Genomic DNA, 25,189 nt, shown 5'->3' with positions numbered 1-25,189 from the left:
AAGCAGGGCAGGCGGTGGTTGCCGCGTTGCGCGATGTGCGGCAGGGCCATGTGGCGAGGTCGCATCGCAGCTCTCCGCGCGCGGCCGGGGCTTCGGCTTTCGCGCGTAGGCAGAGGCCCGGATACGCTGTCGGAAAGTGACCCTGATTCCGTTTCGATGTATGGTCGAAGACCATGTCGTGAAAAGTGTCTCGATGCGACTTCCATGACTACCAGAGAGGGATCATGGCCGTTGAACCGAAGCTGCGCCGGTACCGGATCGGTTTTCCCGCCGCCGACCAGACTCTGCTCGAACAGGGGGAATCCTTTTTCACCATCGAAGAAGACGGACGCGACACCCGCATCCGCTTCCACGACTACGTCGGCATCTACGCCCGGCCCGGCCTCTACGAGCAGTTGTTCTACGAGCGCCTGCAGTGCTCCTCTCCCACCAGGCTGGTCGGCTTGCTGCGGCAGGTGGTGACCGATGCCGGCGAAGATCCGGCGCGCCTGCGCGTGCTCGACCTCGGCGCGGGCAACGGCATGGTCGGCGAACTGCTGCTGCAGCGCGGTGCCGCGCGCGTGGTCGGGGTCGACATCCTGCCCGAGGCGCGTGCCGCCGCCCTGCGCGACCGGCCCCAGGCCTATGACGCCTATTACATCGCCGACCTGACCCGCGACGACGAACCGGCGCTGGGCGAGCTGGGCGAATGGAACCTGGACGCGATGACCTGCGTCGCCGCGATCGGTTTCGGCGACATTCCGGTGGCCGCCTTCAGCGCTGCCTACAACCTGATCGCCGAGCAGGGCTGGATCGCTTTCAACATCAAGGAGACCTTCCTCGATCGCGGCGACACCAGCGGCTTCTCGCAGTTGATCCAGCGCATGATCCACGACGACTACCTGCGCCTGCACCGCCTGGAGCGCTACCGCCACCGGCTGTCGATCGAGGGGCGCCCGCTGCACTACTACGCGGCGGTGGGCCGCAAGTGCCGCAACCTGGACGAGGCCTGCCTTGCCGGGCTCTGAGCCAGGCTTGCGCATCGCCTTCGCCGTCGAGCGGGTCAGCAAGCGCTACGGCAAGGTCGCCGCGCTCAACGACGTCAGTCTGGACTTTGCCGCCGGCACCACCACCGCGCTGATCGGCAGCAGCGGCTCGGGCAAGTCCACCGCGCTGCGCCTGCTGCTGGGGCTGGACTGGCCCGATCGCGGCGAGGTGCGCGTCGACGGCGCCGCGCTGCGGCCCGATCAGGTGTTGCAACTGCGCCGGCGGGTGGGCTACGTGATCCAGGAAGGCGGCCTGTTCCCGCATCTCACCGCGCTGGGCAACCTGGCCTTGCTGCCGCGCTACCTCGGCTGGGATGCCACGCGTATCCGCCGCCGCGCCGAAGAGCTGGCCGCGCTGGCCCACCTGCCGCTGGCCGCGTTGCAGCGCTATCCGGCCGAGCTCTCCGGCGGCCAGCGCCAGCGCGTGGCGCTGATGCGCGGCCTGATGCCCGATCCCGACGCGCTGCTGCTGGACGAACCGCTGGGCGCGCTGGATCCCATCGTGCGCCACGAGCTGCAGGAAGAACTGAGGCACATCTTCAACGAACTGGGCAAGACGGTGATCCTGGTCACCCACGACCTTGCCGAAGCCGCCTGGTTCGCCGAGCGGCTCGTGCTGCTGCGCAAGGGCGAGGTGGTGCAGGACGGCCGCTACGAGGATCTGCGCGACCGCCCCGCGGACGATTTCGTCCAGCGCTTCGTGCACGCCCAGCGCACGCTGCCGGAGGTGTCGCGATGAGGCGCATCGCGCTCGCCCTGCTGCTGCTCGCCTGGGCCGGCCTGTGCCTGCCGGCGCAGGCGCGGCCGCTGCGCATCGGTTCCAAGCAGTTCACCGAGTCGGTGATCCTGGGCGAACTGGCCAGGACTGGCGCCGCCGCAGCCGGCCTCGACGTGGTGCACGAGCGCCAGCTCGGCGGCACCCGCATCCTGTGGCGCGCCTTGAGCGAAGGCGACATCGACGCCTACCCCGAATACACCGGCACCATCACCCACGACCTGCTCAAGGACGTGCCCCCCGGCGCCGGCATCGCCGCGCTGCGCGCGCGGCTCGCGCCGCTGGGCATCGGCATCACCGATCCGCTGGGCTTCAACAACACCTATGCGATCGGCATGCGTGCCAGCGAGGCCGGAAAACTGGGCATAAGCCGCATCTCCGACCTGCGCGCCCATCCCGGCCTGCGCTTCGGCTTCTCCAACGAATTCATGAACCGCGCCGATGGCTGGCCGGGCCTGCGCCAGCGCTACGGCCTGTCGCAGACGCAGGTGCGCGGCATGGACCACGCGCTGGCGTACCGCGCCCTGGCCAGCGGCGCGGTCGACGCCATCGACCTGTACCGCACCGACGCCGAGATCGCCCACTACCACCTGCGCACCCTGGCCGACGACCGCCACTACTTTCCGCGCTACGACGCGGTCTACCTGTACCGGCTGTCGCTGGAAAAGAGCGCGCCCCGCTTCGTCGCCGCCCTGCGCGCGCTGTCCGGCCGCATCGACGAGCAGGCGATGCTCCGCATGAACGCCGCCGTCCAGTTGCAGGGCAAGCCGGAAAGCGCCGTGGCCGCCGACTTCCTGGGCCTGACTCCGGCGGACGCCTCCGACGGCAGCGGGATCTGGCGCCGCCTGCTCCAGCGCAGCATCGAGCACGTGGAACTGGTGGTCGCCTCGCTGGGGCTGGCGGTACTGCTGGCCATTCCCCTGGGCGTGCTTGCCGCCCAGCGCCGCCGGCTCGGCCAGATCGTCATCGGGCTGACCGGCATCCTGCAGACCGTGCCTTCGCTGGCCATGTTCGTGTTCATGATCCCGCTGTTCGGCATCGGCGCCTGGCCGGCGATCGCCGCGCTGTTCCTCTACAGCCTGCTGCCCATCGTGCGCAACACGCACGCCGGGCTGGTCGGCATACCGCCGGACCTGCGCGAATCCGCCGCCGCGCTCGGCCTGCCCCGCGGCGTGCGCCTGCGCCGGGTGGAACTGCCGTTGGCCACGCGCTCGATCCTGGCCGGCATCAAGACCGCCGCGGTGATCAACGTCGGTACCGCCACCCTCGCCGCCCTGATCGGCGCTGGCGGCTACGGCCAGCCCATCCTCACCGGCATCCGCCTCGACGACATCGGCCTGATCCTGCAGGGTGCCGTCCCCGCCGCTGTGCTCGCCCTCGCCGTCCAGGGCGCCTTCGAAGCGGTGGAGCGGGGGCTGACGCCGCGGGGGATGCGGATGGAGGCGCGCCAGTGATGGGCGTTGCCTGTGCAGAAGATGGATGCCAATGGGGAAGTCGGCCAAGCCGGGATGATTGGCTCCGTTTCGTGTTGCTGAAAGCGGCTGCGCAACCGCGCTCGAACGTCCCGTTTCGCCGAGAGGGGCGTGGCCAGTTGGGCCACGCCCCTTTTCCGCAGTCACTTCTGCGCGACTGGGTGTGACACGGATCAGGCGGCCAGCGGCGGGGGCATGGCGTTCGCCACGTCGTCGCCGCACACGTCGCGCCACAGGTGATACATCACCCCGAACATCACGGTGAACATCAACAGCAGCAACCCGATGTATAGCGGGACGAGCACCGCGACCATCAGCCAGGGGCTGATGAGCCTGGCGATCAGGCCTAGCAGCAGCGCCACGATCAAAAAGACGATGATCGCGACGATCCAGGCAAGGAGGGAGCTCAGGGCGAACACGAGCAGCGGCAGCACGTTCTTCAACGCGCCGCCGATGCCGTCGCCGATGGCGCCGAACACGCTGCGCCGGTTCAGCGCGACCTGGCCCAGGCTGATCGCGTAGAAACCCATCATCCAGAGGCCGAACACCATCAGCAGCGCCATGGTGGTCCAGAAGCTGCCGGGCAGCGCCGGCGGCAACTGGTGGCTGGCCTGTGCCGCCAGCGCCTGCATGTACCAGCCGATGATGCCGCGTCCTGCAGCCAGGACGATGATGGCGATCCCGCCGATGTAGACCACGAAGTTCGCCAGCCCGAGTCCGATCAGTCGCCATGCTTCGCCTTGTCGATAGGGCATGAAGATGTCGGATACACGGGCCGGCTGTTGTCTTTCGGCAGCGCTGACCAACTGCAGGTAGCCCGCGTAGAGCGGAATGATCAGTAGCGCGTACAGCAAGGAGATCGCCATGGTCGTGAGCGAGGTTGCTGCGCTCGGCGGCGTGCCTGCCTTCGCCGCATAGATTTGCATCGGCACGGTAATCAGCGATGGCAACAGGCAGGCCACCACCAGCAAGGCGGCTCCACCGAACAACAGTTTTGGGCGCTCGAAGCCCACGCGGATGCCGTTCGTCAGCCAGCCGAAGCCGGCACCCGCTCCCCTCGATCGTGTCGCCATGCTGTCGCTTCCCCCGATGATCGGCATCCCCATGCCGCGCCGGCAGAGCATGCCATAACGCACGATCGCCCTGTTTCTGGGGCCACCATCGACCTGACCGACAGTCTGCCCAGGACGATCACTGCCAATGGAGACATGGTCACGATCTGCAGTGCGGAGGCCTTGCATCCCGGGAGCGTGTCGACGCTGGGGGAGGTCATCTTCAACGCGGCCCTTGCCGTGCGGGACATCCTCGATCAGGTCGACGAACAGCGGTTCTGAACAAGAACAGAGGGAAACCGCGAGGGAGGAAGTCGAACACAGGGCTCAGGGCGAACCCGTGCTCGAGGTGGCCGCTGGGGTGGCCGACTCGGCGGCTGCGCGCTCGGGCGTGTCGGCCGGGCACCAGGTCTTGAGGCGCTTGCCCGCACGGTACAGGTCGATGCATACACGCATCTCGGCCTGGAAGGCCAGCTCAGGCGTGTTGACCGGGCAGCCGTACGACAGTGGCTTGGTGTCGTTGTACTCGGCGATGCAGGTCGATAGCGGCGGTGGTGTGGGCGGATGCGGATCGGCGGCCAGCGGCGGCGGTGGCAGGTTGAGGCGCTCGTCGCCCTCCTTGGGCGACGGTGGTATGGGGGGCACGCCGCACAGCAGGTTGGAAGCGGTGCTCCTCTTTTTGGGGTCGCACATGCTTTTGGCGATCGCCTTGATCGCATCGCCTATGTGGCGGCCCACCGCACCGCCGGCCGTCTCGTTCGGCGGCGGGAAATATTTGTCGAAACGCGTGGGCTTGTAGTGCATGTGGTTGCTGTCGTGCTGCATGATCCGGCTATCGTCCGCTGGCTTGGCCGGTTTGGCCTGGGTGCCTGCCGTGACCGGGATGTCCGTCAGCGAGGGCGGCAGCCGTATCGAGCCATCCTTGGCGAACACACTGCTGGCGGCCGGCGTGGCCGCGGAGGCCGCCGGGGCAGGTGCGGCTTCATGATCCTGCACGACCATCGCGTCGCGACGCGGCTGCTCGTGCGGCACGGGGCGAACGCGTGGGGGCGCCAACCTGGGCAGGGCGGGTGGCGCCGGCGGTGGCGGGGTGCGTGGCGTGCCGGAGTCATCCAGCAGACGCACGACCAGCACCTGATCGTTGTCGACAGGCACTCCCGCCAGATGCTGCGGCTTGGACTGCATCGCATGCCACAGCATCAGCAGGAACACCGCGTGCAGTGCCAATACCAAGGCCAGCACGAGCACCTGCGCCCGGCGCGTCAGCGCTGGCTGCAGCCAGCGCCTGTGACCCAGGGTCGCGCGCGTTTCGCCATCGAGCCATGCCAGACCACGCGCGCGGTCTCCCTCCCGTTGATGTCGGCCCTGCCCGGAACGTTCGATGACACGGCCTCGTTCAAGCCCATTACCCGCGCAAACTTACGCATACCGTCAGCGCGTGTTGCGGCCAGCCCCGGTAGACAGGTTCTTTCATCAAGGGTTCCCTGCCGGCACGGTCTGGCGTGGTGAACCGGCGGCACGAGGCCGGATTCGGCGGCCGGTGTCTACCTCTGCCGCTGTCTCTATGCTTGCCAACCACCATGCTAGCCTCCGGCATCCCCTTCGCCGGCGACGTGCCATGCTGACCGTCCACCACCTCAACGATTCCCGCTCCCAGCGCGTGCTCTGGCTGCTGGAGGAATTGGACGTTCCCTACCAGATCCGCAAGTACCGGCGTGATCCGAAGACCATGCTGGCGCCGCCGCAGCTGCGGGCGATCCATCCGCTGGGCAAGTCGCCGGTGATCGAGGATGAGGGGCAGGTGATCGCGGAATCGGGAGCGATCGTCGAATACCTGATCGACCGCCACGACACCGGGCGGCTGGCGCCGCTGCGTGGCCTGCCGGAGAGGTTGCGCTTCAACTACTGGCTGCATTATGCCGAGGGCTCGGCCATGCCGCCGCTGTTGCTCAAGCTGGTGGCCGCACGCATCGCTGCGGCGCCGATGCCGTTCTTCGCCCGACCGATTGCGCGAAAGATCGCCGGCAAGTTGCAGTCGGGCTTCGTCGATCCGCAGCTGGCCTTGCACCTGGAGTACGTCGACAACGAGCTGGCGCAGACGGGGTGGTTCGTGGGCGGCGGCTTCAGTGCGGCCGACATCCAGATGAGCTTTCCGATGGAGGTGGCGATGGCGCGCAGCGGCCTGGGCGACCGGCTGCCGCATGTCGCCGCGTTCGTGGAGCGTATACGGCAGCGGCCCGCGTATCGTCGCGCGCTGGAGCGCGGCGGGCCCTACGCGCTGGGCTGATCGCAGCAACGGGATCGGGCTCGCCCATGCGCTTGCGTGCGAACCGGATGGAGGTCGTTGCGGTCCTCAACCCACGTGGTCGTCCCTGGGATGCGCGTCGCTGCCCGGCGCCAGCAGCGGGAAGGCCGTGATGCGCAGCTTGGGCGCCGCGTAGGGCAGCAGGGTGAGCATCTGCGGCGCGTCGCTGGCCTCGGCCTGCGGCCGCCGCGGCACCGGGTCGGCGGCGCCTTCTTCCGCCTTCCAGCTGGCCACGGCGCGGCCTTCCACGCTGAGCGTCACCGGCGGCTGGTGGCGCGAGAACGGCACCGGGCCGACCGGCTGCTCGGTGCGGCGGAAGACCGCGTTCTCCGGCAGGCCCATGTTCCAGCGCGAGGCCGGGTAGACCTGCCAGTCGGCGGTGAGGCCGCGCTGGCGCCACTTGATCCAGGATTCGGCGATCGGCAGCGCGAACACCAGCGCGCCGTCGCGCACGCTGACCGAGTCGTTGAAGCCGGGCACCATCGTCGGCGCGCTGGCGAAGCCCAGGGATATCGTGTCGCCCGGCCGCCACTCGCGCTGCAGGGTCACGAAACGCCCGGCCCGTTCCGAGGCCTGCGCGTGGCCGTTCACGCTCAGCGTCGATCCGCTGGCCCAGCCGGGGATGCGCAGCTTCAACGCGAAGGTGGCGGGCCGCGCCGGATGCAGCACGATCTCCACGTGCGAACGGAACGGGTAGTCGGTGCTTTGCTCGATCCGCAGCGGCACGCCCTGTACCACGGTCTGCACGGTGCAGGGCGCGTAGACCATCGCCGCGATGCCGCCGTCCGCGGTCGCCATCCACAGGCTCTGCACGAGCTTGGGCCAGCCCTGGTGGAAGTTGGCGGTGCAGCAGCCGAAGTGGGGCTCCAGCCCGAACAGGTTGGCCTCCGGACCGTTGCTGGTCCACGGGCGCCGGTGCAGGCTGGATTCCACCTGGTTGGGTTCCTGGTCGTACTGGTGCGCCCACATGTCGTCGGTGAAGGTGCCCGGCAGCGCGTTGTAGGCGATCGTCTCCAGCCGGTCGGCCAGGGCCGGGTCGCCGGTGATGGCCAGCGCCACCTCCAGCGAGAACATCGTCTCCACCACCGTGCACAGTTCGGTGCCCTGCGAGGGATTGCGGCCGGCCAGATGCTCGTCGGCCGAGAACATGCCGTTCGGCAGGCCGTGCCAGGTGTCGAGCATCCGCAGCTGGTGATGCACGGCATCGCGGTCCCGCGCGCTGCCCGACACCAGCGACCACACGGGCGAGGACTTGATCGACATGGCGATGTTGACGCCGTGCACGCGCTGGCCGAGGTCTTTCATGAAGACGTCGTCGCCGCCTCCCTTCGCCTTGAGTGCGGCCACGTCGACCTTCTGCCTGAACGGGAAGTCGGCGAACATGGCCTGCCAGTCGAAACCCTGCCGGTGCAGCAGGGCGGCGAGCTGCAGCAGGCGCGGGTCGCCGGTGCGCTCGTACAGCCACAGCACCGAGAGCAGCTCGTCCTGCCAGCGCGACCGGCCCCAGTCGCGCAGCGGCCGCGCCGGCAGCGCGCCCAACTGGTAGGCGAAGTAGTTCGTCATCAGCGGGATCACCCGCGCGTCGCCGCTCAGCTCGTGGTACTGCGTGAGCACCTTGAGCATGACCATGCGCGGCCACCAGTCGTCGTTGCTGCGCGGACCGAACATGCCGTTCGGCCAGGGATGCTCCAGCGTCCAGTCGATGAAGCGCTGCGCCTTCGCCTTCAGCGGCGCCGAGTCCAGCTGCCAGGCCAGCGGCAGCAGCCCGTCCAGGAAGTACGGGCCGCGTTCCCAGGATTCGCCGCTGCCGCCGAGCCAGCCGCTGTCCGGGCCGACGTCGGCCCAGGTTTCGTCCAGGTGGCCGCCGAGTCCTGACGCCTGGATCTCCAACTGGCGGCGCAGCCAGCCCGCCGGCCGGATGGCGCCCGCGGGCAAGCGCCGGAAAGGCTGCGGGGCCAGGGGCGCACGTGACGGCACGGGCGTGCCCGAAGCGGCGCCGGCATCGCCCGGCGATGCAAGCCCGGCATCGGAGCGGGCGGCATGCACCGCGCCGGGCATCATCGCCGCCAGCCCCAGCGCGCCGGATGCGCGCAGGAAATCGCGCCTGCCTTGGAACGGGTCATGCTGGGTCATGCATCGTCTCCGTGCCGGGTTCGACGCCCCTGCCGGGGCAGGAGCGGAGCACATGCCATGGCCATCGGGCGCCTGGCGACGGAGCGATAATAGTACGACAAATGCCTCTATCGACTCCCTTGACCCTCTTTGGATTCAAGAACAAGGACGGGGGGCAGGCCCAGGCGTTTTCGATCCTGGCGTGGCGCCGCCGCGCGACGCGGCGGCTTGTGGGGCGGCCCCGTCAGATGGGGCGTTACACTGGCCATCCAGCCTCGCGGGTGCCTGGCGATACCCATGCAAGAGTCCGAAGACAGTTACGTCCGCGTGGCCGTTCTGGTCATGTTGTGGGTGGGGCTGCTGGCGGGCATCTGCGCCACGCTGATCCACTGGCTCGGCCCGGTCCATCGCACGATGGACCTGATCGTGCCTCCCGCCGCCAGCGCGATCTTCGGCGGCCTGATCGTCGCCCTGATGCGGCGCCCATGGTGGTTGCAGGCCATCGTGCGGGTGGCGCTGGTCGTCGCGGCCCTGGCGTTGATCGCCCCGGCCTGGTTCTACACCCTGCATGCGGCGTCCACGCCAGGCGTACGGCTGATCGACGTGCTGCCGCCGGTGCCGTCGCTGTTCGTGATGCTGCTGGTGATGGTGATGATCTTCATCCCCGGCCGCCGGGCCTTCGTGCTGGCGCTGCTTTGCTGGCTGCTGGTCGCGCTGCCGGTGCTGGTCTACCTGGCGCTTCATCCGCGCGAGATGTGGATGCCGCGCGGCATCGACCTGGTGATGGCGTACGGGCCGGTCAGCATCATGGTGGTGGTGCTGTTGCCGGTGCAGCGCGGGCTGGCCGGCACGATCCGGCGAATGGCGTCCGAGCGCGCACGGATAGAGGTCATGCTGCATCGCGACCCGCTCACCGGCATCCACAACCGCCGCCTGGGCGAGCGCGTGCTCGGGGACTTGTTCGACGACGCGCATGCCGCCGGCCTGATCATGCTGGACATGGACCATTTCAAGGCGATCAACGACACCTACGGCCACCCGGTCGGCGACCGGGTACTGCAGGCGGTCGCCGGACGCTGCAAGGCGCTGCTGCGCGCGGACGAATGCATCTCGCGCTGGGGCGGCGAGGAATTCCTGGTGATCGTGCCGGGCATCGACGCCGCCGGCCTGCACATGGTGGCGGAGCGCCTGCAGATGGCGATCGCGCGGCTGGCGGTGGCACCGGTGCTGCAGGTCACCGCCTCGTTCGGCGCCACGATGATCGACGGCGCGGACGACTTCGACAGCGTGTTGCAGCGGGTCGACCGCGCGCTGTACGCGGCCAAGGAGCAGGGTGGCAATCGCGTGGTGCTGGTGGCCGGCCCGACCACTGCGGCTGTGCATGCGCCAGGCTGACCCGGCGTGTCGATTTCCCGCCTCCCCATTCGTCGTTGGCGAGGATCGCCCGCTGGCGCCTGCGATCCATGCGCCAGCGTGGTGCGATCCGGGGCGGGCCAGGTCCCGCCCCCACATAACCTGCGCGATCCGACGGGGAGAACTGCGATGAAGCAAGGTACCGGCCGCTGGAAGAGAGTCGTGACACTGGGCGTGCTGCTGGCCGTGGCGATGGCCGCCGCCGAAGGTTCGCCGGCCCGAAAACCGCCACGCGCCTATCCGGGCATGGCGCCCCTGGCGCAATACCTGATGGCGGACCGCCATGCGGAAATCGCCCTGGCGCGCAGCGCGGCGCCCAAGGCGATTTCCGGGGAAGCCACCATCCTGGTGCTCGGGCCGCATGGCTACGTCACGGCGGTCAAGGGCAGCAACGGCTTCGTGTGCCTGGTCGACCGCTCCTGGACGGCGCAGTTCGATTTCCCGGAATTCTGGAATCCCGGGTTGCGCGGGCCGATGTGCCTCAATCCGCCGGCGGTGCGATCGATCCTGCCCATCAGCCTCAAGCGGACCGAACTGGCGCTCGCCGGGAAATCCAGGACCCAGATCCTGCAAGGCATGAAGGCTGCCGTCGCCGCGAAGCAGTTGCCGCCGCTGGAGCCCGGCGCGATGTGCTACATGATGTCGAAGCAGGGCTACCTGAACGACGACGCGGGGCACTGGATGCCCCACCTGATGTTCTATACCCCGCGCGATGCGGAGTGGGGTGCCGACCAGCCAGGCTCCCCGGTGATGCTCAACCCGCAGTTCCACGATGCTGCCGAACCGATCAAGGTGTTCATGGTCCCGACGGCCAGGTGGTCCGACGGGACGCCCGCGCCGGCGATGTAGTAGCGGGGCGCGCGGGCGGAAAGCTGCGTGTGCCGTATGCTGCGTCGCATCTGCTTTTCCGGAGCGCAACCTTGCCAACACATCTGATCCAGGCATCGCCCACGATCGTCGTGATGGGCGTTTCCGGCAGCGGCAAGAGCCATGTCGGTGCCGCGCTGGCGCGTGCCTGTGGCGTGGCCTTCGTGGAAGGCGACGAACTGCATCCGCCCGCGAACATCGCCAAGATGAGCGCAGGCGTCCCGCTGGACGACACGGATCGCCAGCCATGGCTTGAAGCGATTGCCGCGGCGATCGCGACGCATCGCGGGCAGGGCGTGGTGGTTGCCTGCTCCGCGCTGCGCCGCGTCTACCGCGATGTCCTGCGCGGGGCGGACCCGGCGCTGCGCCTGCTCTATCTGCGCGTGCCGCGCGACGAGCTGGCGCGCCGCATGCGCGAGCGCCGGCATTTCATGCCGCCGGCATTGCTCGACAGCCAGCTGGCGGTACTGGAAGAACCCGCGCTGGACGAGCAGGCCATCGAGCTGGAGGCTGGTGCCGATCTGGCGGCCACGGTCGCATCGGCCAGACAGGCGCTGTCGTCACCGCCGCGGTCGGCCCGCGGCTGAAAACTTTCCCGGCCCCTTGCCGGGTCCGTGCGGTCGGCCCGGGCGCGTCCGCGAGCCTGCTTCATGGTGCGAGGTGGTCGACGGACGACGCCGGTGCATCAGCTCCGGATTGGGTTGGCAGCGGGTCTTGCCGATTCCGCGAAACCCCGCGCCCCGGTCTTGCGGGTGTCGGCCCCCAGCCACGGGTCGGGCGGCATGTCCGCCCGATGGGCAACCCCTAGTCCCAGCGACGGGCGTTTTTGGGAAATCCCGGTCGCTGCACGCGTACCACGCAGAATCGTTGGCCGGTGGGAGCCTGCATGACCACCCAACGTTCAAGGCGACTGACGACGGCAGCCCCCAGCTTTTCCAGGCGAAGCACCTCGGCCGGGATGTCATCGGTCTCGATGTCGATATGGACCCTGCTCTCATGGGTGACGCGTTGAATTTGCACGATGGGTTCGTCGGGCGGCGTTTCCAGCATGCGATAGTTGCCGCGCGTGCCCGGATGGTCCGGGTCCACGGCACGCCCCAGGGCCGCGGCCCAGAAACCGGCGGCCTTGTCGACGTCGGGATCGTTGCAGTCGATGAGCACGGCGCAGAGTCTGGAGTGATGCATATGCCTGGATGCCTCTCGTCGGGACCCGCAACGCCATGTCGATCATGTCCGCGTCGGGTAGGGTGCAAACCTGCCGGCGCGGCTGCGACTCGCCGCAGCCGTGCCGGGACATGCCTCATCGCGTGACGCTGGCCGTGCAGGGTTGCGGCACACCCGCCGGCGACGCGTCCGCCGCCCAGCTGGCCGCCGCCAGTGTCACCTTGCCGTCGCCCTGGAACGATGTCGCCGAATGGCCCAGCTGCAGCCGGTAGTCGCCGGCGGCCTGTTGCCAGTGCCGGTTCTTGCTGTCGAAGTCCACCAGCAGGCGCGGGTCGGCGGTGACCGTGAGGTGCGCGGACTGGCCGGGCTTGAGGTCGACGCGGCACCAGCCGGCGAGCCGGCGCACTTCGTCCGGGCCGGGCAGGGTGACATAGAGTTGCGGCACGTCCACGCCCGCCCGCGCGCCGCGGTTGGTCACGGTGAACGAGGCGGTGACCTTGCCGTTGGCCATGCGGGGCGCGAAGCCGCTGTAGTCGAAGTGCGTGTAGGTCAGGCCGTAGCCGAACGGGAACAGCGGGTCGAGGTGCTTGCGCTGGTACCAGCGGTAGCCCACGTCGGCGCCTTCGATGTTGTAGTCCACGTCCTGCGCCGGCTGGCCTTGCGGCGGCTGGCCCATGGAGGTGAGGGCGGCACCGGGGATTTGCGGGCGCGGCAGTTGCGATTCGTCGCGCGGCCAGGTCAGCGGCAGGCGGCCGGACGGATCGACTTCGCCGTACAGCAGACGCGCGATGGCCTCGCCGCCGGCCGCGCCGGGATACCACGCTTCCAGCACGGCGCCGACCCGGGCGAGCCACGGCATCGCCACCGGGCCGTTGTTCTCCAGCACCACGACGGTGTGCGGGTTGGCCCTGGCGACGGCTTCGACCAGTGCGTCCTGGTTGCCGGGCAAGGTCAGGTGCGGCGCGTCGACGCTTTCCGCCGCCCACTGTTCGACGAACACCACGGCGACCTTGGCCTGCGCCGCCAGCTTCGCGGCGGCGGCGATGTCCTCGCCGCTGGCATAGCTCACCGCGCCGTGCGCGCGTTGCCTGATGGCGGCCAGCGGTGCGGACGGCTGGTAGATGCGCGGGCCCGGCCAGGCCGTGGGCGGCAGGTCAGGCACCGCATTGCCCTGCGGCGACTGCACCGCCGAGGAGCCGCCGCCGGTCAGCACGCCCTTGTCGGCGTGGCCGCCGATCACCGCCACGGACTGCGCGGCGGACAGCGGCAGCAGCGCATCCCGGTTGCGCAGCAGCACCGCGCCGGCCTCTTCGGCGCGTTGCGCCACCCTGCGGTCGGCGGCGAAGTCGATCGCCGACTGCGTGGCCGGATGGTCGAGCACGCCGGCGGCGAACAGGCTGCGCAGGATGCGCCGCGCCATGTCGTCGATGCGCGACTGCGGCACTTCGCCGGACGCCACCGCCGCGCGCAGCGGCTGGTCGAAGTACACCTCCTTGTCGAAGGTCTCGCCGGCCGACTCCTGGTCCAGCCCGGCCAGCGCGGCTTTCGCGCCGCTGTGCACGGCGCCCCAGTCCGACATCACGAAGCCGGGGTAGTGCCAGTCATGCTTCAGCACCTGGTTGAGCAGCCAGTCGTTCTCGCAGGCGTAGACCGCATTGACGCGGTTGTAGGAACACATCACCGAGCCCGGATGGCCGGTCGCGATGGCGATCTCGAAGGCAAGCAGGTCGGATTCGCGCGCCGCGGGCTCGCCGATGTCCGCGCTCAGCGTGGTGCGGGCGGTTTCCAGGTCGTTGAACGCGTAGTGCTTGATGGTGGAGACGACGTGCCGGCTCTGGATGCCGGCGATGGCGTTGCCGACGATCACGCCGGCCAGCAGCGGATCCTCGCCCGCGTATTCGAAGTTGCGGCCGTTGCGCGGGTCGCGCACCAGGTCCGCGCCGCCGGCGAGCATCACGTTGAAGCCGCGGCTGTGCGCTTCGCCGCCTATCATCGCGCCGCCGGCACGGGCCACCGCCGGATCGAAGCTGGCCGCCGTCGCCAGGCCCGAGGGCAGGGCGGTGGCGCCGAGCTTGTGCGGCTTGGCCACGCCGAGGCCGGCGTCGCTTTCCTGGATCGCGGGCAGGCCCAGCCGTGCGATCGCCGGACCGTAGCCGGCGGAGCCCAGCGCGCCCGGCGCCATGACGTGGCCGTTCTCGGTGTCGCCGAAATCGACGCGGATCAGGCGGAACTTCTCGTCCTGCGTCATCGCCTTCAGCACCAGATCGGCGCGCTGGTCGGGTGTCAGACGGGGATTCATCCATGGCTGGGCGTGGCTGCCCGTGTCCGCGGCGCTGCAGGTGCCGCCGAAGGCCAGCAGCGCCATGCCGATGAAGGAAGCTATGCGGGTCTTGTGAGGTGCCATGACGTTCCCTTCGTTTTTTGCAGAACAGGTTGGAAGCATGCTCACCGCGGATGCGGGATGGCAAGCATGCCGTGCGGTTTCCGGGCCGCGTGCCCCTTGATGGCAGGGCTCATGATCCTGGCAGGTACGCCTGGCAGGTACGGGTTGCGATCCGATGCCGCGATCACGGCCCATGCCGTCGCGGCGAGGCAGGGCTGGTGGAGATACCAGGAATACAGCGCCGCGATGCGCGGCTGGGGCGTGGCGTAGAGGAAGCCGCCCGGCGACGCCTGCCGCGCGATCGACGCCAGCAGCGTGTACGCCCTGGCCTCGTCGCCGGTCCGTCGATAGGCGAGCGCGGCTTGCGCGGTGCCTTCCGTCCACATCCCGTCGCGGACGTCGGTGAAAGCGAAGCCGCCCTTGACCGCATGCGTGCGTTCGACCCAGGCCAGTGCGCGCCGCCATGCCTTCGGCGCGTCCGGCAGGAGCTGCGCCCACAGTTGCACGTCTAGGGCGGACGGCGAGCGGAGCGGCGTCACGCCATCGCCCTCGGTGCCCGTCCAGAAATGCCCGCTCGCGGCATCCCACTGCTGCGCCACGAAATCGCGGGCACGCCTTGCCTGTGCGTTCCAGTCGCCACCCGGCGCGGAGATCCGGGCCAGCCACTCGAACATCGCGGCGAGGTCGATGTTGTGCTCGGTCGATTTCCACGATGCATTGCGCGGCACCAGCAGGTAGGACTCGACGCCGCCATGGAATCCGGCCGAGCCCCGCGTGTCCGATGCATGGGTGACGACCCAGTCGGCGAGATGCACGGCGGCGTCGCGCCAGCGCCTCTCGCCGGTGGCGTCATGCAGCGCCAGCAGTGCCAGCGCGGTCCACGCGATGTTTCCGCACGAGGTGCCGTCCTGGTATGCGCCGGCATATTGGTGCGCGGCATCGACCCAGCGCTTCCGTTGCGCGTCCCACCACCCGTTCGGCAAAGGTTGGTCGCCCTCGACGGCGCCGGCATGGTAGGCGTCGCGCAGGCGCGTGTCGTTGACGGCGGCGAGCCGCAGCGCCTCGCCGATGCGTTCCGCCTGTGACCGCCGGCCGCAGGCGAGCAGGGCGATGACGGCGAGCGCATTGTCGTAGGTGAACGCCGCCGAGTGCAGCGGTGGAAGGGTGGGTGCACCTTGCCCGCGCCGGCTGTCGTAGCTGCGCAGCAGGACCGGCGTGTTCCCCGGCAGCGCATCGACGCGCAAGGCGATGGCGTTGCAGCCTGCACGCGCGATGGCTGCGATGCCAGGCGCCGCATGATCCGTGTCCGCTGTTGTTGCCGCATGGACTGGCGCTGCCACGGATGCGACAAGCAGCAGGGCGGCGAACAAGGCCGCCCTTCCCGCTTTCACGGGAAGGACGGCAATCGGGGAGATCGTCGCGCTGCCGTTCCATGCCGCGATGGCACCTGGTCGGGCCTGCGCCATGGCCGGAACCTGTCGCACGCGCCTGGTCAGAAGTCCGCGCGCAGGCTGAGGCTGTAGCGGGTGTCGTCGCGGAAGAAGCCCTTGGGCACGGACAGGCCGTCGGTGTTGACGATCTCGCGGGTCTTGAACGTCGAGTTCAGCAGGTTGGCCACCTGCAGCGCCACCTTGACGTGGTCGTTGAGCGCATAGATCAGCGAGCCGTCCAGCCGGCCCTGGGAGTCGGCCATGACGGGCAGGAACGGATAGTCCGCCTCCTGGCCCGAGATCAGGAACTGCGAGCGCCAGTTCCAGGCCAGTCGCGCCGACAGCGGGCCCTTTTCGTAGTAGACGGTGAAGTTGAAGGTGTCGCGGGACAGCTCGTTCGGCGGCAGCTTGAGCTGGTTGATGCACTGCGTGGGCGCCACGTAGCCGCTGGGGCAGTAGTTGACCGAGCCGAACCCCAGCCCGTGCGGCTTGATGTAGGTGTAGTTCACCTGCGTGCCGAAACCGGACAGCCAGCCGGGCAGGAAGTCGTACTTCTGCTGGTAGGCCAGCTCCGCGCCGCCCACGCTGCCCTTCTGGTCGAGGTTGGCCAGGCCCGCGGTGTACTGCTCCGGATAGGTCACGCCATTGTTGGTGACCGTGGTGTCCACGACGCTGGTGATGTACTGGATGGTGTGGTTCAGCTGCTTCCAGAACAGCATGCCGGTCAGCGAGCCGGCGTTGCCGAAGTACCACTCCTGGCTCAGGTCGAAATTGTGCGCCGTGATCGGCTTGAGGTAGGGGTTGGCGCCGGTGTAGCCATTCCCCACCGTCGGCTCGGAGCTGCCGTTGGTGCCGTAGGGCAGCAGTCCGCCGACCGTCTGCCCCGCCTGCAGCTGGACCAGCGATGGCCGGTAGATCGACTCGGAGAACGCGAAGCGGGTGATCAGGTCGTCGGTCCAGCCGATCGCGAGGTTGAAGCTGGGCAGCCAGTTGCCGTAGGAGTTGCTGGCGGTGATCGGGGTGAACGCGCCGTTGGCGAAGGCCACGTACTGCTGTTGCTGTGCCGGCGTCAGCGCGCAGAACGTGCCGGGCTGCGGCGCCGGGCCGCTCGCACCCGAGTTGCAGTACTGCGCGATGGTCTGCCCGTTGAGGGTCTGCGCCATGTTCGGCAGGATCAGGTAGCCCGAGGCATCGTCCTGGGTGTGCACGTAGCGCAGGCCCACGTTGCCGCTGATCTGCAGGCCGCTGAGGAAATCCATGTTGCTGTTGCCGAAATTCAGGCGCACATACGTGGCGTTGGTCTTCTCGTCGTTGGAGGCGACTTCCTGCGGCAGGTAGTACGTACCCGGCACGAACACGTCGCCCGCGACGTGCTGGGCGCGGTCGTAGTTGGTGTAATAGGAACCGACAGCTCCCGGCGTCGTGGCCAGCCACTGCTGGTTGATCTGCTTGATCGCGGCGACGGACTGCCAGAACTGGGTGAGCGGATTCAGGTTGAAGTAGGGCGCGACGATGCCGAAATCGCCGCCGCCGAAGGCCGGCAGGTTGACGTGGTATGGGGCGACGTCGCCGGGCGTGTCGGCGGCGGTGATCGGCGCCACCCCCGGACTCGGCGTGCTGATGGGCACGTAATTGAACGCCGAGCTTTGCACCGTTTCGCCCTGGTCGCTGTGCCGGAAGCCGAACTGGATGTCGTCCAGCGGACCCTTGTCCACGTCGAAGCTGCCGTCGAGGCGGAAGGCGCGCTGGTTGCCCCAGGAGTAGCGCTGGCTGTCCTGCGCCGCCGCCCAGTAGGTATTGGCGGGGTTGGCGAAATACTGGGCCGCCGTTTCGTTGGGATCCGGCGACAGCAGCTTGACCGTGGGCACGTTGTCGCCGTGCGTGGCGAGGTACCAGTTGGCGTTGGTCAACTGGCGGATGTAGTAGTAGGCGTACTTGTACTGGGAGTGCGTGTCCTGCGCGTCGAGGCTCAGGTGCAGCCTGTCGCTGGCGTTCCACTTCAGGTTGAAGCTGTAGTCGTTGGTGACGTAGCGGCTCCGGTAGCCGGTGCTGTCGAGCTGCGTCGGCAAGCCGCCGTACTGGGACGGATAGCTGTAGTCGCTCGGCAGCGCGGTGACGATGCCCGACTGGAACACGCCGCGGGAATCGAACACGGGCGTGGTGCCCGCCAGCGGGATGTCGCACTGGTTGGGGTCCGACCAGGCGCAGCCGTCGGTCGAGGCCTGCAGGGTGTGCTCGTAGGTGGTTTCCGTGTCCGAGGCGCGATCCCATTCCAGCGTGGCCTGCCAGGCCTTGTCCGGGCTTTCCCATTGCGCCGCCAGCACATGGCCGAAGCGCGTGCTGGTTTCCTGCTGGGTGCGCAGGTCGGCGCCGATCGGCAGGTAGGCGTAGGGGCCGTTCGTGCCTGCCGGCAGGCCGGGGTAGTTGTCGAGCCGGTTGCCCGGCAGCGTGCAGCCGTTGCAGCGCCGCTGGAAATCGACCAGGGAGACCGCGTTGTCGGCCTGGTCGATGCGGTCGTAGGCCACGTTGGCCAGGATGCCGAAGCGGCCGATGTCGGTATTCCAGTTGTGGCTGAACAGGCCGGCGATCTGCGGCGTGCCGCGCTTGTCCAGGCTGCCCCAGTAGTCGCCGAGGGTGATGGACGCCTGGGTGTCCTTGTTGCTGTCGAAGGGCTTGCGGGTGTTCAGGCCGATCGAGCCGGCGATGCCGCCCTCGATCATGTCCGCCGTCTGGTTCTTGCTCACCACGACCGAGCCGATCAGCTCGGGCGACACCGTCGAGAAATTGAGCCCCTGGCCGCCGCCGGCGGAGAACACCTCGCGGCCATTGAACAGCGTGCTGGTATAGGGCAGGCCCTGCAGGCTGATGTCCGAGCCCTGGATCGAGAAGTGGTCCGGGTCGGCGGCGACGCCGAAGGCGCTGACCGCCACGCCCGGCACGCGCTGCAGGGCTTCGGTCACCGACAGGTCGGGCAGCGAACCGGCGTCCTGCGCCGAGATCGCATCGACCACGGTGTCGGCGTAACGCTTGATGTCCTGCGCACGGTTCAGGCTGGACGAGTAGCCGTTGACGGTCATGCCGGTGAGCTGCTTCGCCTCCTTCTCGTCCGCCGCGGCGGAAGCGTTCTTCTTCCTTGCCGCGGCCTGCGCGTCCTTCCTGGCGGTCGGCGTGGCCTGCGCGGCCTGGTCGGTTTGCTGCGGCGCGGCCTGCGCCGACCCGGCCGCGAACAGCGTCATCGCGATCGCAAAGGGCAGCAGGCGCAGCTGGCCGGCGTTGCGTGCACGCGAATGCATGGGTTGCTTCTTCACTTCGGTACCTCCCCAGTGTCCAGTGAACGCCCGGTCGACGCGGCCCCTCTCCCCTGCGTCGCGGACTCTTGCGCCGTCGCACGCTAGTCAAATGTACAAGCGCTGTCAATAGAAAATACCAGCGCTGGTACTTTTGACGGAAACGGGCGGAATCCGGATGGCTGCGCGCGTTCCGCTTGGGGTAGGATGTGGCGCTGCAAGCCATACAGGGGCGGGATCTGCACATGCCTGCGAGAATCGAAGACGTCGCTGCGCATGCCGGCGTATCCACCAAGACGGTGTCACGCGTGCTCAACGGCTATCCGAGCGTGCGTGCCAGGCTGCGCGCGCGGATCGAGGCGTCGATCCGCGCGCTCAATTACGTGCCGAACGCCTCGGCGCGCAGCCTGGCCGGGAATCGCTCGTACCTGGTCGCGCTGCTGTACGACAACCCGATGGCCGGTTCCAGCTACACCATGGAACTGATCGTGGGCGTGCTGCAGGCGTGCAAGGGGACGCCGTACAACGCGGTGCTGCATCCCTTCGACGCGGCGGACGACCTGGCGGCGCGGATCGACGGCTTCGTGGCGACGCACCGGCCGGACGCGCTGGTGCTGGTGCCGCCGCATGCGAACAATGCCGAGTTGCTGCAGCGCCTCGACGAGCTGGACATTCCCTACTCGACGATCTCCTCCAGGTTGCGCCAGTCGCGCATCGACGTCGGCTTCGACGAGCGCAGGGCGGCGGCCGAGATCGTCGGGCACCTGGTTTCGCTCGGGCATCGGCGCATAGGCCACATCGCCGGGCTGAAGGGGCACGGCGCGCGCACCTGGCGGCTCAGCGGCTACCGCGACGCGTTGCGCAAGGCCGGCATCGCGTATGACGAGTCGCTCGTGGTGGACGGGGATTTCGCTTTCGCGTCCGGCGTGGCCGGTGCCAGGGCGTTGCTCGACCGGCGGCGCCCCCCCACGGCGATCTTCGCGGCGAACGACGACATGGCCTGCGGCGTGATGCGCGAAGCCTACGAACGCGGCCTGGCCATTCCCGGCGACCTTTCGGTATGCGGTTTCGACGGCACGCCGGTGTCGCAGTTGATCTCGCCCGGCCTGACGACGGTACACCAGCCATGCCGCGAGCTCGGTTGCCTGGCTGTGCAGAGCGTATTGCAGTCGATCCGCGATTCCGCCGCGCCCCAGCAGGCGCGCGTGCCTTATCGGATGCACCTGCGCGCATCCACGGCCGCGCCCGGAAAACCGTAGTATTCGCCCTGTGCCGGCGCCGGGTTCGTCGAGAGCCCCGGGCGCGCGGACCCACGGGGCGGAGGGGCGGTGATCGACGACGAGGCCGAAGTGGCAATGCGCGGGCCTCCCTTGCCGGCCGGCGCGCACGCCGATGCAGCGTCGCACGCGCGCCGCGCCGGCTGGCCGTTCATCGTGATCTACGGCATGGCCTACATGGGCCTGTGGATGGCATTGCTTCCGCCCATCCTGGTGGGTCTGGCGATGCGCGTGCGCGAGATCGCCCCGGCGCACGCGACCGGCAGCCTGTCGCTGGTGGTGGGCGTGGGTGCGCTGATCGCGCTGTTCGGCAACCCGTTCTTCGGGCGCCTCTCGGATCGCACGACCTCGCGTTTCGGCATGCGCCGGCCCTGGCTGGTCGTCGGCGCGTCGGGAGGGATGATGGGGCTGGCGGTGATCGCGACGGCCGTGTCGGTTCCGCAACTCCTGCTGGGCTGGTGCTTCACGCAGCTTGCCTGCAACGCGCAACTGGCCGCGCTGGCGGCGATCCTCGCCGACCAGATCCCGGCGTCGCAGCGCGGCACGGTGTCCGGCATCGTGAACATCAGCCTGCCGCTGGGCATGGTGGGCGGCACCTTCCTGGTGGAGGCGCTCGCGGACTCCACGCTCGCCATGTTCCTGGTGCCGGCCGCGATCGCCTTGGCCGGAGCACTCCTGCTGGCCTGGGTATTGCCCGATCATCGATTGGCCGTGGCGCGGCGGCCGCGCTACGGGTGGCGCGAATTCCTGGGCAGCTTCTGGATCCATCCGTTGCGCTTCCCCGATTTCTCCTGGGCCTGGAGCAGCCGTTTCCTGCTCTACGCCGGTGTCTCGCTGCTGATGACCTATCAGGAGTTCTACCTGATCGGCCAGCTGGGCTGCGCGCCCGCCGAGGTGCCGCACCGGATCTTCCTGTCCACCCTGGTGCAGTCCTGCATGGTGGCGGTTTTCAGCGTCCTGGCCGGCGGCTTGTCCGATGCCCTTGGGCGGCGCAAGGTTTTCGTCTCCGGCGCGGCGCTGGTCTATGCGCTGGCCCTGCTGATGATCGCCTTCGCCGCTTCGTATCCCTGGTTCCTCGCGGGCATGGCGGTGGCCGGCATCGCGCAGGGCGTGTACCTGGCGGCCGACCTCGCGCTGGTGACCGACGTGCTGCCGGAGCGCGAAACCCACGCGGCCAGGAACCTGGGCATCTTCAACATCGCCAGCGTACTGCCGCAGTCGCTGATGCCGGCGATCGCGCCGGGCATCCTGTCCGTGAGCGGCGGAAGCTATGCGGTCCTGTTCGCCGTGGCGGCGATCCTGGTCGCGTTGGGCGCCTGGGCCATCCTGCCGGTGCGTGGAGTGCGCTGATGGTCCGGTCCCCCTTCGCGTGAGGCCATCATCAATTCACCGTTCCATGCGCAGGGCACGACCGGCATCGACCATCGTCACGCGGATGTGATGCCGGTCGACCAGGTGTTGCGGATCATGCAGCGACAGGGTTGCCGGGTTTCGCGCTAGCCGCGAACGCTGTCGTCGTTGGCGGCCTTGTGCGCGATCTCCCGCAGCGCGCGTTCGAACACCTCGGACGGCTGTCCGCCCGGGATCAGATGCATGCCGTTGACGATGGTGGCGGGCACGGAATGGATGCCGGCCTGCTGGAAGCGCCGTTCCTGCGCGCGCACCTCGTCGGCGTACTCGCCGCTGTCCAGCACGCGGCGTGCTTCGCCGGCATCGAGGCCGGTGTCCGCGGCGATGCGGACGAGCACGTCGCGGTCGGAAACGTTCTCGCCGTCGCTGAAGTAGGCGCGCAGCAGCGCCTGCTTCAGCGCCAGCGCGCGGGCGTTGTCCTGCAGTGCGGCCCAGTGCAGCAGCCGGTGCGCATCGAAGGTGTTCCAGACGCGGCTGCCGGGCCCCACGTTGTAGGCGAAGCCGAGCGCCGCGGCGCGCTCGCGTATCGCCGCGCGGTTGGTCGTCATCCGCGCCTCGTCGATGCCGTACTTGCGCATGATGTGTTCGCCGGCGTCCTCGCCCGCAGCCGCCATCTGCGGATTCAGCTCGAACGGCTGCAGGTGGATTTCCGCGCGCACTTCGCCATCGAGCCTGGCCAGCGCCTGCTGCAGGCTGGCGAGCCCGACCGCGCACCACGGGCAGGCGACGTCGGAAACGAAATCGATGCGGAGCGGGGTGGTGGTGGCCATGGGCGGTCCAGTGCGGGTTCGGAATGCCCATAGATGTGGAGGCGGAAGCGCGCATCTCAATCGCGCGGCTCGTGCACACCGTTCAACGCAGCCGTTACTCGAATGATCCGGTCCGCACCTCGCCCGCGCGGACGTAGCGGTTGACCAGCACGCCGGTGGACGTGGCCTTCGATGCCTCAAGCCGGAAGGCCGCTGCCTGCGTGCGGTCGTCGAACAGGCGCTTGCCGCGGCCGAGCAGGACCGGGTGGACCAACAGGCGCAGCTCGTCGACCAGTTCCGTGGCCAGCAACTGGTGCACCAGTTCGCTGCTGCCCTGGGTGACCAGGTCGGGGCCGTCGCCGCGCTTGAGTTCGCGCACCGCGACGGCGATATCCGGTCCCAGCGCGTGGCTGTTCCGCCAGGCCAGCGTGTCGGGATGATGGGTGGCGACGTGCTTGGCGGTGCCGTTGAACAGGTCGGCGATGCCGCGGTGTGGCGCACCCGCCGGCACGTGCGGCCAGTACGCGGCGAAGATGTCCCAGGTGCGGCGTCCGAGCAGCAGTTCGAACGGGTTCGAGAACACACCATCCATCACTTCGCCGGACTCGTCGGCATACGGCCAGATCCAGCCGCCGTGGGCGAAGCCGCCGCTGGTGTCCTCCTCCGGGCCGCCGGGCGCCTGCACGACGCCGTCGAGGCTGATGAACGCTGGGACGATGAGCTTGCGCATGTCGGATTCCGATGCGGATCGAGCTGTCCGCCTGTCTTCCCGACGAACGGGGGAGCGGGAAATCGACAGCGAAAACCTGGGCGGCGCCCCGGTCGATTCGCCAGGAAAGGCAGCCTCAATATTCGCCGTAGCGTCCCTGCACCGATTTCAGCAGCGCCTGCGAGTCGTAGCCGACGCCGTCCTTGAACACGGTCTCGACGTGCTCGATGTCGTCGATGTGTTGCGAGGGATCGCCCTTCACCACGACCAGGTCGGCGTCCTTGCCCGCGGCGATCGAGCCGATGCGGTCCTGCAGGCCGAGGTACAGCGCGCCGTTCCAGCTGGCGACGTGGATCGCCTGCGCGGGCGTGAAGCCTTCCTCCACCAGCAGCTCCACTTCGCGCAGGTCGCCGAAGCCGGGCACCACGCCGCCGTTGCCGGTGGGGTCGGGACCGGCCAGCAGCAGGCCGCCCGCGGCGGCGAACTCGCGTTCCATCGCCATGCCGTGGCGGAACGTGATGCTGCGCTGCTGCGCCTGTTCCGGCGGCAGCGCGTCCGTGTGCGCGCGCAGCAGCATGTAGTCGCGATTTGCCTGCGGGCTGAGCGCGGCCATCGCCTGCGGCCATAACGGCGCGTGGTGCGGCACCATCTGTTCGAACACCGGCAGGGTCGAGGTGACGGCCACGTGGTGCGCCACGAGGTCGTGGATCAGGCTTTTCGCGTCGCTGCCCCCGGGGTCCATCGCGTGCAGCGTGGCGAGGCCGTCGGAATCGGTGCACTTGTCCGGCGCCTTGCCGGGATCGTGCTCGGTGTTGACGAAGAAGCCGTGCTCGAGGTCGTCGATGCCGGCTTCGGCGGCTTCGCGGTAGGTGACTGCGCACAGGTGGCCGGTCACCTTCAGTCCCAGGCGGTGTGCCTCGTCCACCGCGGCCTTCAGTTCGGCGCGGGTGATGTCCATGTAGGCCTTGAACGAGGTGACGCCCTGCTTCGCCCAGAACGCCACGGTCTCCTTCGCTTCCCCGGGATCGCGGATGGGGTGCATCTGGATGAAGGGCGAGTTCGCGCCCTCCAGGTACGGCCCGGTGACATCCATGTGCGGGCCGGGCAGGGTGCCCGCGTCGATCGCATGCTTGAGGTTGAGATCGGTGTACGGCTCGACGCTGCCGGTGGTGCGCAGGGTGGTGACGCCCATGGCGAGGTAGAGCCGGGGAGCGCTGAACGCCATCTCCGGCACGATCAGCGGCGGGTCGAAGTGCAGCTTGCCGTCCTGCTCGCCGAGGTTCGGGCGCGCGATGTAGAAGAGGTGGTCGTGCATGCCGACCAGGCCCGGAAACACGGTGCGGCCGCTCAGGTCGATGCGCCTGGCATCGGCGGGTATCGGCATGCCGTCGGCACCCACCGCGGCGATCCTGCCGTGCTCGATCAGGATGGTCTGGTTCGCGCGCGCGGGCGCGCCGGTGCCGTCGATCACGCGCGCGTGCATCAGCGCGACCACCGGCGCATCCACCTGCACGAAGGGCAGTGCGGCCTTGCCGGGCGCAGCGGCTGGTGGCAACACGATGGGGGTGAGGTCGGTTGTCGCGGCACAGGCCGCACCCGCGCAGATTGACAAGGCTGCTGCAACTGCCGTCACACGTCGCATGGCGATTCCCAGGTCAGGCATGGCCGGCGCGCGGATGCCCGGCCCGTGGTTCGCCGGTTACTGTAGCGCTGCTGGGGGAGCGGCGTCACAAAACGGAAGCCCGGGCCGCGGGAGCGC

20 protein-coding genes are annotated in these 25,189 nt (G+C 68.9%); 10 read left to right on the top strand and 10 right to left on the bottom strand.

The features are described from left to right. Positions 1-224 precede the first annotated feature (224 nt). From ABQJ56_RS04890 to ABQJ56_RS04880, 3 genes are read left to right on the top strand one after another with little or no spacing between them, the layout of a single operon-like run. Entirely contained in the window at positions 225-1,007 is a 783-nt protein-coding gene (locus ABQJ56_RS04890; protein ID WP_367843866.1) for a class I SAM-dependent DNA methyltransferase, read from the top strand. 7 nt (positions 1,008-1,014) lie between these two features. Further along, positions 1,015-1,764 (top strand): ATP-binding cassette domain-containing protein, encoded by a 750-nt coding sequence (locus ABQJ56_RS04885; RefSeq protein ID WP_367843865.1) that lies wholly within the window; start codon positions 1,015-1,017, stop codon positions 1,762-1,764. Next, positions 1,761-3,254: an ABC transporter permease/substrate-binding protein gene (locus ABQJ56_RS04880; RefSeq protein ID WP_367843864.1), complete on the top strand. Its 1,494-nt coding sequence runs from the start codon at positions 1,761-1,763 to the stop codon at positions 3,252-3,254. The genes ABQJ56_RS04885 and ABQJ56_RS04880 overlap by 4 nt, the downstream gene beginning before the upstream one ends. 191 nt (positions 3,255-3,445) lie before the next feature. Here ABQJ56_RS04880 and ABQJ56_RS04875 read toward each other — a convergent pair whose 3' ends face one another. Then, on the bottom strand, positions 3,446-4,408 hold the full coding sequence (locus ABQJ56_RS04875; protein WP_367843863.1) for a hypothetical protein: 963 nt from the start codon (positions 4,406-4,408) through the stop codon (positions 3,446-3,448). A 72-nt stretch (positions 4,409-4,480) separates the two neighbouring features. Between ABQJ56_RS04875 and ABQJ56_RS04870 the strand changes: the two genes are divergently transcribed. Next, positions 4,481-4,606, top strand: coding sequence for a hypothetical protein (locus ABQJ56_RS04870; RefSeq protein WP_367843862.1), 126 nt, complete (start codon positions 4,481-4,483; stop codon positions 4,604-4,606). Between the two features lie 45 nt (positions 4,607-4,651). Here the strand turns inward: ABQJ56_RS04870 and ABQJ56_RS04865 are convergent, their stop codons facing one another. Continuing rightward, a complete protein-coding gene (locus ABQJ56_RS04865) occupies positions 4,652-5,566 on the bottom strand; it encodes a hypothetical protein (RefSeq protein ID WP_367843861.1) in 915 nt (304 codons plus the stop codon). Positions 5,567-5,942: 376 nt separating this feature from the next. Between ABQJ56_RS04865 and ABQJ56_RS04860 the strand changes: the two genes are divergently transcribed. Next, the gene (locus ABQJ56_RS04860; protein WP_367843860.1) at positions 5,943-6,611 is read left to right on the top strand and encodes a glutathione S-transferase family protein; all 669 of its coding nucleotides are present in this window, start codon (positions 5,943-5,945) and stop codon (positions 6,609-6,611) included. A gap of 66 nt (positions 6,612-6,677) precedes the next feature. Here ABQJ56_RS04860 and ABQJ56_RS04855 read toward each other — a convergent pair whose 3' ends face one another. Next, positions 6,678-8,762 (bottom strand): beta-L-arabinofuranosidase domain-containing protein, encoded by a 2,085-nt coding sequence (locus ABQJ56_RS04855; RefSeq protein ID WP_367843859.1) that lies wholly within the window; start codon positions 8,760-8,762, stop codon positions 6,678-6,680. 276 nt (positions 8,763-9,038) lie between these two features. Here ABQJ56_RS04855 and ABQJ56_RS04850 point away from each other — a divergent pair, with 276 nt between their 5' ends. The 3 genes from ABQJ56_RS04850 (at position 9,039) to ABQJ56_RS04840 (ending at position 11,608) form a co-directional block, all read left to right on the top strand. Continuing rightward, positions 9,039-10,136 (top strand): GGDEF domain-containing protein, encoded by a 1,098-nt coding sequence (locus tag ABQJ56_RS04850; protein ID WP_367843858.1) that lies wholly within the window; start codon positions 9,039-9,041, stop codon positions 10,134-10,136. 147 nt (positions 10,137-10,283) lie between these two features. Continuing rightward, positions 10,284-11,003 carry a hypothetical protein gene (locus ABQJ56_RS04845; protein WP_367843857.1) on the top strand — a complete coding sequence of 240 codons (720 nt, stop codon included), beginning with the start codon at positions 10,284-10,286 and terminating at the stop codon, positions 11,001-11,003. Positions 11,004-11,074: 71 nt separating this feature from the next. Further along, complete coding sequence (locus ABQJ56_RS04840) at positions 11,075-11,608, top strand: gluconokinase (protein WP_367843856.1); 534 nt, start codon at positions 11,075-11,077, stop codon at positions 11,606-11,608. A 217-nt stretch (positions 11,609-11,825) separates the two neighbouring features. Here ABQJ56_RS04840 and ABQJ56_RS04835 read toward each other — a convergent pair whose 3' ends face one another. The 4 genes from ABQJ56_RS04835 to ABQJ56_RS04820 form a co-directional block, all read right to left on the bottom strand. Further along, positions 11,826-12,182 carry a VOC family protein gene (locus tag ABQJ56_RS04835; RefSeq protein WP_437343392.1) on the bottom strand — a complete coding sequence of 119 codons (357 nt, stop codon included), beginning with the start codon at positions 12,180-12,182 and terminating at the stop codon, positions 11,826-11,828. 139 nt (positions 12,183-12,321) lie between these two features. Continuing rightward, entirely contained in the window at positions 12,322-14,589 is a 2,268-nt protein-coding gene (locus ABQJ56_RS04830; protein WP_367843854.1) for a beta-glucosidase family protein, read from the bottom strand. 41 nt (positions 14,590-14,630) lie between these two features. Continuing rightward, the gene (locus ABQJ56_RS04825; RefSeq protein WP_367843853.1) at positions 14,631-16,034 is read right to left on the bottom strand and encodes a hypothetical protein; all 1,404 of its coding nucleotides are present in this window, start codon (positions 16,032-16,034) and stop codon (positions 14,631-14,633) included. A 26-nt stretch (positions 16,035-16,060) separates the two neighbouring features. After that, positions 16,061-19,291, bottom strand: coding sequence for a TonB-dependent receptor (locus tag ABQJ56_RS04820; RefSeq protein ID WP_367843852.1), 3,231 nt, complete (start codon positions 19,289-19,291; stop codon positions 16,061-16,063). Between the two features lie 239 nt (positions 19,292-19,530). On the opposite strand from ABQJ56_RS04820, the gene ABQJ56_RS04815 reads away from it, so the two are divergent. Both ABQJ56_RS04815 and ABQJ56_RS04810 read left to right on the top strand, forming a co-directional pair. Further along, on the top strand, positions 19,531-20,544 hold the full coding sequence (locus ABQJ56_RS04815) for a LacI family DNA-binding transcriptional regulator (protein WP_367843851.1): 1,014 nt from the start codon (positions 19,531-19,533) through the stop codon (positions 20,542-20,544). 69 nt (positions 20,545-20,613) lie between these two features. Further along, entirely contained in the window at positions 20,614-21,912 is a 1,299-nt protein-coding gene (locus ABQJ56_RS04810) for an MFS transporter (protein WP_367843850.1), read from the top strand. 146 nt (positions 21,913-22,058) lie between these two features. Here the strand turns inward: ABQJ56_RS04810 and ABQJ56_RS04805 are convergent, their stop codons facing one another. The 3 genes from ABQJ56_RS04805 to ABQJ56_RS04795 all read right to left on the bottom strand — a co-directional run bounded on the left by ABQJ56_RS04805 (position 22,059) and on the right by ABQJ56_RS04795 (position 25,042). Further along, positions 22,059-22,742, bottom strand: coding sequence for a DsbA family oxidoreductase (locus tag ABQJ56_RS04805; RefSeq protein ID WP_367843849.1), 684 nt, complete (start codon positions 22,740-22,742; stop codon positions 22,059-22,061). 94 nt (positions 22,743-22,836) lie between these two features. After that, positions 22,837-23,451, bottom strand: a complete 615-nt coding sequence (locus tag ABQJ56_RS04800) for a dihydrofolate reductase family protein (RefSeq protein WP_367843848.1) — start codon at positions 23,449-23,451, stop codon at positions 22,837-22,839. 115 nt (positions 23,452-23,566) lie between these two features. Further along, positions 23,567-25,042, bottom strand: a complete 1,476-nt coding sequence (locus ABQJ56_RS04795; protein WP_367843847.1) for an amidohydrolase family protein — start codon at positions 25,040-25,042, stop codon at positions 23,567-23,569. Positions 25,043-25,189: the final 147 nt, after the last annotated feature.

Origin of the sequence: Rhodanobacter geophilus, from assembly GCF_040812275.1 — a bacterium.
GTDB lineage: Bacteria > Pseudomonadota > Gammaproteobacteria > Xanthomonadales > Rhodanobacteraceae > Rhodanobacter_A > Rhodanobacter_A geophilus.
This window is presented reverse-complemented; position numbering and strand designations above follow the sequence as displayed.